The sequence below is a fragment of the Streptomyces sp. TM32 genome, assembly GCF_004122755.1.
Taxonomy (GTDB): domain Bacteria; phylum Actinomycetota; class Actinomycetes; order Streptomycetales; family Streptomycetaceae; genus Streptomyces; species Streptomyces sioyaensis.
In genome coordinates, this window is the sequence record NZ_SDIG01000190.1 from 1 (window position 1) to 11,650 (window position 11,650).

Below are 11,650 nucleotides of genomic sequence, written 5' to 3' on the forward strand. Positions count from 1 at the left end.
GTGTACGGGCGGCGGTGTGCAGGGCCGTCGCGGCGGAGGCCGGTGGCGGTGGCGCTGCTCGTCGGCGGGGTGGGGGTGGCCAACACCATGGTGATCTCGGTACTGGAGCGCCGCCAGGAGATCGGACTGCGCCGCGCCCTCGGCGCGACCAGAGGATCGATCCGGCTCCAGTTCCTCACCGAGTCCCTGCTGTTGTCGGCGCTCGGCGGGTTGGTGGGCGCGGCCCTCGGCGCCGCCGCCACGGTGGCCTTCGCCCGTGCCCAGGGGTGGACCGCGGTCGTGCCGCCCTGGTCCCTGGCGGGCGGACTCGGCGCCACCCTGCTGATCGGCGTCGTCGCCGGCCTGTATCCGGCCGTCCGTGCCTCCCGGCTGCATCCGACGGTGGCGCTCAGCGCGACCTGACCACCGCCGACGTACCACGCGGCGCCGCTCACGACCCCGTCAGCGGCGCCGCGGAGGACGTCGCCGGGGCGCCGGGCCCCGCGAGCGACCGGCCCCGCCCGTCGCCGTCCTGGACGGGGCCCGGCACGCCGTCTGAGCCGCCGTCGCCCTCCCCACCGCCACCGGCCTCCGCCGCGACGGCCCTGCACACCGCCGCCCGTACACCGCGCCCCTACGCCGCGGGTGCCGAAGCCCACGCAGCGTCCGCGGCCGGGGCGCGGGGCACGGCATCCGGAGAGTGACTGGCCAGCACCCTTTGTCACGTTTGCGAAGAATATTGGTGTATATCTGAATTTTCACGCAAATCGGGTTGTTGGAGACAGGTAAGCGTCGTAGCTTGGGAGTTGTCGTCACCGGTAACGGTTCGACAACAAGGAACAAGTCCTAGGAGGCGAGAATGAGCTTCCGGAATGTCTTCCCCAGAAGGCGTAACCGCGACCACGACCACGATTGCGACCATGACCACAACCGCCGGCGTCGCCGGAGGCGTGGACGCAGGTATCTGCGCAGGCGTCGTGGCTACTGACTCAAAAACCTGAGTCCGAGGCAGGCTCGCGTACCGCGCGGGTCCGCCTCGTTGGTTTGACGGGCCTCTCCCGGTCCCGGCAACCCCCGAGCACCGACGATGTGAGTAGCGACCATGCACCTCCGCAGCTCGCGCCGGCGCGCGGAGCGCCGTGCAGCGTCGCCTCAACGAGGCGCTGAAGCACCACCCGTTGGACGGGGTTCGTCGTTGTCGAGGGAGCCCGTCGCTCCCTCCCCTCTCCCCGCGGCAGACCCGCGGCGCACGGCCCAGCCGTCCCCGGGCACCGGTAGGGAACGGGTCCTCCGGGCCGGCCTGGTGGCCGACGCCCCGATCCGTACGAGGCGGGTGGGGTTCAAGGAATCGGTGCGGCGCTTCTGGCCGCTGACCCGCGGCGACCGGCGCTGGATCGTCCTCATCTGTCTCTGCGCCATCGTGGCCGCGCTCGCGGAGACCGTGGCCATCCTGGTTTTCGCCGAACTCACCGACAACGCTCTGCAGAAGGGCTCGGTCAGCGCCTTCTGGGGACCGGCCGCGCTGTGGCTGGGCGTGGCCGTCGCCGGCGGGGTGGTGGGGTATCTGGGCAACTCGCTCGCCGCCTGGACAGCCGAGCGCTTCGTGATGCGGCTGCGGGCCCGCGTCTTCGCCCATCTCCAAAAGCTGCCGCCGCACTTCTTCCAGCGCAATCGCCGCGGTGACCTGGTCGAGCGGCTGACCGGCGACGTGGACGCCATCGAGCAGCTGGTGGTCACCGGCCTGGTCCAGGCGGCCACGGCCGTCTTCGGCGTCATCTTCTACGCCGGCGCCGCGTTCTGGCTGCGCTGGGACATGGCCCTGGTCACCTTCGCCCTGGCCCCGCTCTTCTGGATCGCCACGCGCCGCTTCACCGGCCGGGTCAAGGAGGTGTCCCGCCGGGAGCGCGCGGCGGACGGCGCCATCACCTCGGTGGTCGAGGAAGGCCTGGTCAACGTCGTCCTGACGCAGGCCTACAACCGGCAGTACGACGAGCAGCAGCGGCTCCGCCGCGAGGCCCGCAGCTGGCTGCGGGCGTCGGTGACCAGCGCCCGCCTCAACGAGCTGTACGAGCAGATCGTCGAGGTCCTGGAAACGCTGTGCGTCCTGGCGATCATCGGCCTGGGGGCATGGGAGATCTCCGCGGGGCGGATGACGCTCGGGCAGCTGCTGGCCTTCGCCGCCTTCATCGGCTACCTCTACCCGCCGATCCGCGACCTCGGCCAGCTCGGGCTGACGGTCACCGAAGCGACCGCCGGATCCGAGCGGCTGCTGGAGATCCTCGACGCCCGGCCCGCCGTCTCCGACCCGGACGCCGCCGTCGTCGTCCCCGCGCCGAGCCGCGCGGTCGGCGCGGTGGAAGCGTGCCGGGTGCACTTCCGTTATCCGGGCGGTACGGAGGAGGCCCTGAAGGACTTCTCGTTCAGCGCGGTGCCCGGGGAACTGGTGGTCATCACCGGCCCCAGCGGAGCGGGCAAGTCGACGCTCGCCTCCCTGCTGCTGCGGTTCTACGACCCGGACGCCGGCAGCATCCGGCTCGACGGCATCCCCGTGAACCGGATGCCGCTCGATCGGCTCCGCCGCAACATCACGCTGCTGCCCCAGGAGACCCTCGTCCTGCACGACACCGTGGAGGAGAACATCGCCTGCGGGCGCAACGACGTGACCCACGGTGATGTCGTCCGCGCCGCCCGGGCGGCCGACGCCGAGGTGTTCATCGCCGCCCTCCCCGACGGCTACGACACCGTCATCGCGCCCGGCACCTCCCGGCTCTCCGGCGGCCAACTCCAGCGCGTCGCGATCGCGCGGGCCATGCTGCGCGATGCCCCCGTGCTCATCCTGGACGAGCCCACCACCGGCCTGGACACGTTGGCCACCCAGCGCATCGTCGCGCCACTACGGCGGCTCGCCGCGGGCCGCACCACCATCGTGATCACGCACGATCTGGACCTCGCCGCGGACGCCGACCGCATCCTGGTCCTGGACCGGGGGCGCCTGGTGGAGGCCGGCACGCACGCCCAACTCCTGGCCCATCGCGGCCTGTACGCCACGCTGTTCCACACGCACCCGCCGTCCCACAACGGCGCCGTACACACCTCACCGCCCGTGCGGCCGGTGGCCGACGGCGACCGACGACCGCGGTGACGGCTGCGGGCGCCACGGCAGACACCCGCCCCCGCGGACGCCGCCGTAGGCCGGAACGCGCAGGCCCCCGCCCCCTCCCTCACGCGCAGTACACGAAGTGACACTCAGCGCGTCGGTCCCGTCAGGCCCGACTCCCGGCCCCAAGATGGTGGCGTGAACCAGGAGCGCGCGTGACGAGGCCGGCCGCGGCCGGGAGTGCCGGCGCCGCTGGAACCCGCCACCTGCGCCGGGCGGTCGGGTTCTGGGGGCTGATGTTCATCTCCCTGGGCTCGATCATCGGGTCCGGCTGGCTGCTGGGCGCCCTCACCACCGCCGTCATCGCCGGCCCGGCCTCGTTGATCTCCTGGGTGCTCGCCTCGGCGATGCTCGCCGTGCTCGCGCTGGCCCACGCGGAGCTGGGCGCCACCTACCCCATCGCCGGCGGCACCGCCCGTTTCCCGTTCTTCGCCTTCGGCCCGCTGGTGGGTTTCACGGCGGGCTGGATGTCCTGGCTGCGATCGGTCCTGATCGCGCCGATCGAGGTCGAGGCCACCCTCTCGTACCTGGACCGCATCGGCTGGGTCCGCGACCGGTTGCACCTGCTGCACCCGAACGGCACCCTCACCGCCGCGGGCCTGGTCGTCGGGACCGTCTTCATGCTGCTCTTCACCCTCATCAACGTCCTCGGCGTACGGCTGCTGTCCGGGATCAACTCGGTGACCGCCGTGGTGAAGACCGCGGTACCGCTGCTGACCGTGGCGGTGCTGATGGCGCTGGCCTTCCACGGATCGAACTTCACCGCGGGCGGCGGCTTCGCACCGCACGGGGCGCACGGCGTCTTCGCGGCGCTGCCCGCCGGAGTGGTGTTCGCGCTGCTGGGCTTCGAGCAGGCCATTCAGCTGGCCGGTGAGGCACGCAATCCACAGCGCGACGTCTCCCGGGCGGTGATCGTGGCCATGGCGATCGGCACCGGGCTCTACCTCCTGCTGCAGATCGCCTTCATCGCCGCCCTGGACCCCGCCGCCCTCACCCACAGCTGGGACAACCCGGTGGGCAAGGGCAACTTCGGCCCCTACGCCACCCTCGCCACCGCCGTCGGGGCCGGCTGGCTGGCGACCATCCTCTACGTGGACGCCGTGATCTCCCCGGCCGGCACCGGACTGGTCTACATGGCCGGTGCCGCCCGACTCTCGTACGCCATGGGACGCGAGCGGGTGCTGCCCCGACCCCTCGCCCAGATCGGCCGCAGCCGCGTGCCCGTCGTCTCGACCCTCCTCGCCTTCGTGGTCGGCGAGCTCGCCTTCCTGCCGTTCCCCAGCTGGCAGGCCCTGGTCGGCCTGGTCACCTCGGCAGCGGCCATCATGTACGCGTTCGCGCCGGTGTCCCTGCACGCCCTGCGCCTGCGCGACGGCGGCCGCAACCGCCCCTACCGGCTGCCCCGCGGGACGGCCATGGCCCCCGCAGGGTTCGTCTTCGCCAACTTGATCTTCTACTGGTCCGGTTACGAGGCGGACTGGAAACTCGGGACCGCCGCCCTGCTCGGCTTCGCCGTCTTCGCGGTCAACCGCCGCGTCGTCCCGGCGGCCGAACGCATCGGCCTGCGTGGACGATCGGCCGCCTGGGTCTGGCCCTGGCTCGGCGGCATGGTCCTCATCGGCCGCTTCGGCCGCTACGGCGGCACCCGCGCCCTCCCCGCCTGGTGGGACCTGGTCATCGTGATCGTCTTCAGCCTCGTCATCCACTACACCGCCGTGCACCTCGCGATGCCCCCCGAGGCGGTGGACGAAGCCGTCGAGCACGAGGAGGAGGGCGAGTCCGTACCCCCACCGGCCGCCGCCGGCCGCTGAGGACGGCGGCGGGGGGACGCCGCTAGTCCCTAGGACTTGTAGCGGCTCTCGATCTCCTTCATCACTTCGCACACGATGTCCGTCTCCTGTTGGATGTCGGACAGTCGCTGACGACGGTCTTCAGCGGTCAGGTACTCATCGAAGTCCCGTTCCGCCCGCGTCACGCTGTCGTCCGTCCACTCCTTGCACGCATCGCATGCCGCCTCGACCCAGTCGTGCTGGAGCTCGATCTCCCTGTTCACTCCCCGCATCCCGGACCGAAGATCACCGAGCGGGACGACGACTCGGGAGAAGTGATGAAACGAGCGCTGGAGGAGATGCAGCCGGCCGGCATCCGTCAGGGCGGCTATTCGCTTACTCCGGTTCAATTCCGAAGAGGGGACGGTGGCGAGCCGGGAGAAGTCGGCAATATGTGTACCGCCGCGCTCTGCACGGTTCCGCAAGTTGGCAAGCGGCATCACCGAATACCTGCTCTTCCAATGCCGCTCCCATGCATCGGCGCCGTCCAACACCTTCTTGCTGCTGAACTCCTCGATCGCGATCATGGTGACCTGATCCACGAGGGCCGCGCGCTTGCGCATGGTGCAGGGATGCAGGAAAAGCATGCCCATCGTGCTTTCCAGGCCCGGTAAGTTGACGTTTTCGAAGATATCGCCCTGATGCCACGGAAGGCATAGGGGAGGGGCGTCCTCGTCTACATCGGGGACGCCCCTGTAGGCGTACAGCTCGCCGATGCATGGAATCTGGTCGAGCTGTTCCGCCATGCACGCCTCCGTCAACCGCGAGGCCGGAGCGATGGCCTTCCGTCCTCGGCAATGAATACGTCGTACTCACTCTTGTGGGTACTGCGCCACTCGGGCAGCAGTCGCTCCAACAGAGTAGCCGGTTGTTCGTCTCCCGCGCCCAGTTCAAGCAAATCCACTGCGGTGAGAGGCGTATAGAGATCGAGCGGAGTTACGGTGTACCCGTCAAGTACGGGAAGCGTGATCCACTGAGCAGGATCTGCCACCCCCGCTTCGCCGAGAATCCGGAGAAAGGCGACCAGTCCGGCGAGATTATCTCTGTTCTCAGGAGTCACACCGCCGGCTCTGCGCCACTTTCGCAACGCCGGGACACTCACGCTGAGCATCCGGGACATTGCTACCCATGAGAGGCCCTGCTCCGTCGAGAGTTCGCGGAGCATGTCCGCGACCGACAGGGAGCGGGCCAGTTCCTGTCGCTTCTCCTGCAGCCACTTTCTGCGGTGGTCCTGGCGCCCCCGCTCAAGGCGCCGGTGGCGCATGCGCAGCCGCTGGCTGTCTTCGCGCCACTGCGCGTCCAGGGCCTGGTAGCTGGTGTAACTCTGTTGTTCCGCAGCCCACTCGGCGCGTGGCCGGATGCTGTCCGCCACTGCCCGCAAGACGTCTAAGTCGATGCGCCCTCTTGACCTCGGGTCATTCATGTGAATCCCCCCTGAAGTGTTTTCTTGCACGCTCCGTGATCGATGCCTGGAACAGTTCGCCGGCCGGACGATGGAGCCGATCGCAAATCTGTGCAATCTGATCCGGATCAAACTTCACGGGTTCACTTGGATCCCAGAAACTGTCGATGTCGAGAGCGAAAAACCTGCTGTTTTCCGGCTCCGCGCTTTTCTTCCGCCGTACCGCTACGTCTCGGTCGACGATGGTGGTCCCGATGACATCGCCATAGCGGAATCCGGTCCAATAGTCGTCCTTGAGATGGAAGAGAACATGGCCCATGGAGCCTGCCGCATGACCGCTCGGCAGCAGCCCCTGTCCCGCCAGCAGGGACTCGGACACCCATTTCGGCCAATCAGGGTCCGCAGTGGTCTCTCCCGGCACCCGAATCTCATTCACATAGCGGACGCCGACCCGGCGGACCATGGCACCCGGAACGCTTTCCGCCAGCGCCGTCAGTGCCACTCTGAGCAAGGCGTCGAAATTCTCGAACTGGGCGTAGGCGGTCGTATCCACGGTCAGGGCGCTGGCCTTGAGCAGCGCGGAAGCCTCGGAGTCGGCAGTGAAAGCGCGGATGGCAGGCAACACCTGCGGAGGAATGTCTTCGTCGACCTCCTCCAGCTTCACGGCGAGTGCGCGTTCCTGCTGAAGCAGCGGAAATCTCTGCCGGACACCCTCGGCGAATGCGTCGCGAACTGCGGGCTGGTTGACCCGTGGCTCATAGGAAAGGGTGATTTCAGCTGTCACATAGACAAGTGGTGCATGGAGGAAGACCTCGCGTCCCGGATACATGGCGACCGCTCACCCCTTCACCTGCCTAGCTGTCCGAACTGTGCCCGACCAGCCTGTTCCCGCGGAACCAACAGCCTGCATAAGATCGTGTGGCGCACTGCGCGAGCCGCGGCTGTAACCAGAACTGTAACCAGTTTTGGGTGCTGCTGCACCAGAAGAACGAGACATTCACTCAATCGCAACGTCGAAATTTCGCCACGTGAGACCCGAGAGATCTGGTTCTGCGTGCCTTGTGTGCTGTTCCAGCTGCCCTGACCTGCTGCTTCTGCGGACATCAGCCGCTTTCGGGACAGTGTTCGTGATTCGAACCCGGGCTCGCCGCTCCTCCTCACCGGGGTCCGGCGCCGCTGTCGGCGCGGGAAGGCTGCCCGGCCGGGGCCCTCTTCCCTGCCCTCTACCGCCGCGGCAGCCGGCGCTGTGCCCACAGCTTCACGTCCTTCCACTCGCGCGAGACCTCCGCGAAGACGTCCCGGCCGTCGTCCGCCGCCTCGGCCACGACGGCGGCGAGGTCCGGCGTCCGGCTCAGGAACAGCGGATCGCGGGCCCGTACGGCGACCCGCACGGCCAGGAAGGAGACCGGCGGCTCCGGGACGAGGCGGCCGCGGTGGTCGGTGACCTGATCGCCCACCGGGAACTTGCCGAACATCACGCCCACGGGGCCGTAGAGGTTCTTCAGGGCCCAGTGCGGCCACGCCAGCACCTCCCGGCCGGCGCCGACGACCGCGATGTTCTCGCAGACCAGCGCACCGCGGGGCCCGTTCATCCGGGTCCGGACCCACTCCGCGGCCCGCGCCCCGGCGTGGAACACCTCCGCCTCGACCTCCGGAGCTTCCCCGGCCGCCTCGTACACCGTCCACCCCGTCAGCCCGTGCTCCACGGAGGGGGCCAGATACGGGCAGTGGACGGACATCGCCCGCACATACTCCGCGAAGTCCACCGTCGTGGGACGGGTGGTGCGGCTCTCGACGAGGCGGAGGGCACCGGCCGCGGGCGGGGGCGCTCCGTCCGTGTCCATGGTGGTCATCGGGCGGCCACTTCCTGCCGGGGGAGAGGGAGAGGGTGCACGTGATCAGCCCTTCGATCGATCGTTGCGGACGGAACGGGTACGTCCGGGCGGCCGCCGACGGCATCGGCGGCCGCCGGCGCTCAGCGGTCCCCGGCGCCGGCTCCGGTGCGGGGCGGGACGGTCAGCAGCGGCTTGTAATAGCCCTCGGGGTGCGGCTCGCCGATCGGCCGGCCGTCGGCCTCGACCCAGGCGTGGGCGGCGAAGGGGTGGGTGCGGACGCCGGTGCACCACGTCGGCCACACCCCGCGGGCCCGGCACAGCAGCGCGGTGGCGAGCGAACGCTGCAGACAGTTCTGCCCCGCACAGCGCAGGCTCACCGAAACGACCTGGTCGCGCGCCCGCTGCGCCTGCCCGGCACCGGCCGGAGCCGCACCGCGGCGGGCGAATTCGAGCACGGCGCGCAGCCGGGCGGGCTTGAGACGGGCGAGCGGCCGGGCGGCGCCGACGGCCAGCAGCGGCAGCAGGCGGCGCGACAGCGGGAGCCGGGCCCGCTGGTCCAGCGCCATGGACTGGCTCATGAGGCCACCGTCAGCTCGGCGGTGCGCAGTTGCTCCAGCACGGCGCCGACGTCCTGCCGCGCCCGCCGCGGGTCGATGCCGTGCGCGGCGGCGAGGCCGTCGGCGATGCTCTCGGGGGTGTCCCCGTCCAGCAGGCGGTGCAGTACGCGGCTGCCGGTGACGTTGAGCTGCCAGTAGCGGCCGGTGCGCTGATGCAGCAGCACCGTGCCGTCGTCGGTGTCCGTCATGGAGACGTCGGGATGGAGCCGCATACGGATCAGACCTCCGAGGGGACGGTGCCGTTGCCGGAACGGGGGGTGGTGCCGGGGCCGGAAGTGGTGCGCAGCCAGGTCTCGCAGCCGAGCAGGCTCTCCAGCGCCTGGGCGGTGGTGTTGTCCGCCTGCGGCCGGCCCAGCCGCAGCCGGAGCGCGTCGGTGTCGATCAGGCCGCGGGCCGCCAGCTCGGAATCGGCGAAGAGGTCCAGGATGGCGGGCAGGTTGCGCCGCAGCCCCCTTCTGATGTCCTCGCCGAACTCGCCCTTCGTGGACCGCGCCCGGATGCCGTCCGGCACGATGCCCTGCATCGCGTCGGCCAGCAGGGGCTTGTACCGCCACGGTCCGGCGTGCTCGTGCGCCGGTACCCGGAGCACCGCGTCGAGGACGGCGTCGTCCAGATACGGCATGTCCAGCTCCACACCGGATTCGGCGTACAGCCGCGCCAGCAACCGGTAACTGGCCGTGTTCGAACGGATCATGAGCACCATGGTGTGGATGGCGAGGTCCTCGGCGAGGGGCCGCGCGCGCTCGGCGGCCCGGCGCAGTGCCTCCCGCGCCAGCTCGACGCCCTCGGGGGTCATCCATGGCGCCGCCCGTACGGGCCCCAGGCCCCAGCCCAGCGCCGGCCGCCGCAGCGGCGGCCGGGGCGCGGTCAGCAGACCGGCCTGCTCCCGCCACCACGCGGGGAGACTCCCCGGCTGCGCGAGCTCGGCGAGCGTCGCCTTCAGCGGCCAGCGCTTCAACGCACAGTGCGCCCGTACGTGCTTCAGCGCCGTCATTGGATGACGGCGCATCAACTGGTGCAGATAGGACGGCATCGGGGAGAACAGCTCGTCGCCGCCGTGGCCGGCCAGATGCCGGCGGGAGCCGCGGTCCGCGAGCAGCCGGGCGCCCCGGCGGATCCGGGCCGTCGCACGCGTCAGCGAGAGGGGCTCCTCGGCGGACACCGCGCGGGCCGGGTCGGCGAAGATCTCGGGGAGTTCGTGCTGCGGCACGACCAGGTGCTCGGCACGGTCGAGCAACCGCGACGCCTGCCCGGCGTAGACCGCGTCGTCGTTGCCCGCGTCGGCCTCGCCCCAACGGAAGGTCAGCAGCTCCGGGGTGTGCCGGGCGGCCAGAAAACACAGCGAGGTCGAATCCAGCCCGCCGGACAGATCCGCACTCAACCGGCCGTCATGGGGGGCTCTTCGGTCCAATACGGCGGTCAGGGCCTCGCACACCCCCGCCGCCCCGTCCCTCAGCGACCGGTCCGGCTCGGGCGGACGCCACCACACCGCTTCCCGGTCCCGGTCGCCGTCCCACAGCAGACAGTTCTCCGGGGCGAGCGTGCTGATGCCCGACCACGCACTGCGCGCGTTGGCCGGAAACGGCACCTGCAAGCCGCAGGCGACGTGCAGCGCCAGCGTTTCCTCGTCCACCCCGGCACCGGTCATCGCCGCGAGCACATCGGACCGGTCCGCGGCGACCCGCACCCCGTTCACCCGGGTGTGGAAGACGCGACGCAGCCCGGAGGCGCTGCCCTGGAAACGGACGTGTCCGTCCACCGACGCCACGATGTGGCAGGACCCCAGCAGCGCGGGAACGGCCCGGTCCACCTCGGACAGCCGGGAGATACGGGCGGCAATCCGCGCCAGCCCGTCGTCGGTGACCGGGCACGTGCCGAGTACGGCCAGCCGTACCGGGCCCGCCGCGGCCACCCTCACCTGATGATCGTGGGACCACTCGCCGACCAGCCACGGCCGCCCGGAGGCATGCGCGATCACTCGGGCATGTGCGAACGGTACGAGCGCCCGGATCTCCGCGCCGTCGGCGGTGTCCGGCAGGACCACAAACCCAGCACTCAACTTCGCCATCCCCCCGCCGGCTCCCTGGCCGGAGCGCGCGTCGGCGGGAAGCACCCGGTGCCTCGACGCCGCGGCGGGCCAGAGCCCTCATGAATGGAGAAGGAGACCGGGCTCCGCACAGGCAGGCCCGGTTCCCCCGTCGGTCAGTTACTTCTGGCGGATGATTTACCAGTAGTAGTTGAAGAACCAGTCGGGCGACGTGCCGTGCCAGTTGCCCAACGTGTCCTCGGTGAACTCGCCGACCTCGACGAGCATGGGCGGAATGTATTCCGTGGGTGTCTGCTCGGACTGCTCTGTCATTGCAAACCTCCGTTTTTTTGCCACCAGCAATACGGACTTGCTGCCAACGGAACCTAGCACCGGCCCGATCACTGCCTCTGTGGCCTGAATCACACTCACCATCCAGTGGAATACAGCGAGTTCACAAGAAAACCTGCTCCCTGTATCCGCCATCCACAAAACGGAAGATGGAAAAAAGATCCCCTCCGGCGACCGAACTACCCCACGTGAGTGAACGATGCTCCCGCGTACGTGCCGCCGCACCCGACGTCCCACGCACGGCAACCGTCCGCGCCCCGCCCGCGTCGCAGCCAAGACGGCAGGTCACCCAACTCCCATGCCACATCAGCCGAGTTCGCACTCAGCCGCCCAGCCGCCCAGCCCCAGCCCCAAATGGCAAGCCACACACCAGCCACAAACCACAAGCCTCAGGCCACAAGACTCAGGACACATGCGCCGGCGCCCCTAACTCCCCGCCCCCGAGGGCATTCCC

11 protein-coding genes are annotated in these 11,650 nt (G+C 69.9%); 3 read left to right on the top strand and 8 right to left on the bottom strand.

Annotated elements, in window-relative coordinates; genetic code table 11:
• From EST92_RS27810 to EST92_RS27820, 3 genes are all read left to right on the top strand, one after another.
• The coding region (locus EST92_RS27810) for an ABC transporter permease (RefSeq protein WP_135789070.1) at positions 1-402 on the top strand (402 nt) is incomplete at its 5' end.
• Positions 403-1,312: 910 nt separating this feature from the next.
• Complete coding sequence (locus EST92_RS27815) at positions 1,313-3,121, top strand: ABC transporter ATP-binding protein (protein ID WP_129283505.1); 1,809 nt, start codon at positions 1,313-1,315, stop codon at positions 3,119-3,121.
• Between the two features lie 170 nt (positions 3,122-3,291).
• Positions 3,292-4,947 carry an APC family permease gene (locus tag EST92_RS27820; protein WP_129283499.1) on the top strand — a complete coding sequence of 552 codons (1,656 nt, stop codon included), beginning with the start codon at positions 3,292-3,294 and terminating at the stop codon, positions 4,945-4,947.
• A 29-nt stretch (positions 4,948-4,976) separates the two neighbouring features.
• Here EST92_RS27820 and EST92_RS27825 read toward each other — a convergent pair whose 3' ends face one another.
• The 8 genes from EST92_RS27825 to EST92_RS27860 form a co-directional block, all read right to left on the bottom strand.
• Positions 4,977-5,711, bottom strand: a complete 735-nt coding sequence (locus EST92_RS27825; protein ID WP_129283500.1) for a hypothetical protein — start codon at positions 5,709-5,711, stop codon at positions 4,977-4,979.
• Between the two features lie 11 nt (positions 5,712-5,722).
• Positions 5,723-6,337 carry a hypothetical protein gene (locus EST92_RS27830; RefSeq protein WP_129283501.1) on the bottom strand — a complete coding sequence of 205 codons (615 nt, stop codon included), beginning with the start codon at positions 6,335-6,337 and terminating at the stop codon, positions 5,723-5,725.
• Between the two features lie 43 nt (positions 6,338-6,380).
• Positions 6,381-7,196 carry a TIGR04255 family protein gene (locus EST92_RS27835; protein ID WP_129283502.1) on the bottom strand — a complete coding sequence of 272 codons (816 nt, stop codon included), beginning with the start codon at positions 7,194-7,196 and terminating at the stop codon, positions 6,381-6,383.
• A gap of 394 nt (positions 7,197-7,590) precedes the next feature.
• The gene (locus tag EST92_RS27840) at positions 7,591-8,220 is read right to left on the bottom strand and encodes a hypothetical protein (RefSeq protein WP_129283503.1); all 630 of its coding nucleotides are present in this window, start codon (positions 8,218-8,220) and stop codon (positions 7,591-7,593) included.
• Between the two features lie 122 nt (positions 8,221-8,342).
• Positions 8,343-8,780 carry a lasso peptide biosynthesis B2 protein gene (locus EST92_RS27845; protein WP_174244155.1) on the bottom strand — a complete coding sequence of 146 codons (438 nt, stop codon included), beginning with the start codon at positions 8,778-8,780 and terminating at the stop codon, positions 8,343-8,345.
• Entirely contained in the window at positions 8,777-9,031 is a 255-nt protein-coding gene (locus tag EST92_RS27850; RefSeq protein WP_129283504.1) for a lasso peptide biosynthesis PqqD family chaperone, read from the bottom strand. The genes EST92_RS27845 and EST92_RS27850 overlap by 4 nt, the downstream gene beginning before the upstream one ends.
• Positions 9,032-9,036: 5 nt before the next feature.
• Positions 9,037-10,863: a lasso peptide isopeptide bond-forming cyclase gene (locus tag EST92_RS27855; protein ID WP_129283507.1), complete on the bottom strand. Its 1,827-nt coding sequence runs from the start codon at positions 10,861-10,863 to the stop codon at positions 9,037-9,039.
• 180 nt (positions 10,864-11,043) lie between these two features.
• Positions 11,044-11,178 (bottom strand): lasso RiPP family leader peptide-containing protein, encoded by a 135-nt coding sequence (locus tag EST92_RS27860; RefSeq protein ID WP_107452766.1) that lies wholly within the window; start codon positions 11,176-11,178, stop codon positions 11,044-11,046.
• Positions 11,179-11,650: the final 472 nt, after the last annotated feature.

Bases quoted from the DNA above. Each gene is read 5' to 3' on its own strand.
- EST92_RS27825 (WP_129283500.1), bottom strand. From the start codon at position 5,711: ATGGCGGAACAGCTCGACCAGATTCCATGCATCGGCGAGCTGTACGCC.
- EST92_RS27835 (WP_129283502.1), bottom strand. From the start codon at position 7,196: ATGTATCCGGGACGCGAGGTCTTCCTCCATGCACCACTTGTCTATGTG.
- EST92_RS27840 (WP_129283503.1), bottom strand. From the start codon at position 8,220: ATGACCACCATGGACACGGACGGAGCGCCCCCGCCCGCGGCCGGTGCC.
- EST92_RS27845 (WP_174244155.1), bottom strand. From the start codon at position 8,780: ATGAGCCAGTCCATGGCGCTGGACCAGCGGGCCCGGCTCCCGCTGTCG.
- EST92_RS27850 (WP_129283504.1), bottom strand. From the start codon at position 9,031: ATGCGGCTCCATCCCGACGTCTCCATGACGGACACCGACGACGGCACG.
- EST92_RS27860 (WP_107452766.1), bottom strand. From the start codon at position 11,178: ATGACAGAGCAGTCCGAGCAGACACCCACGGAATACATTCCGCCCATG.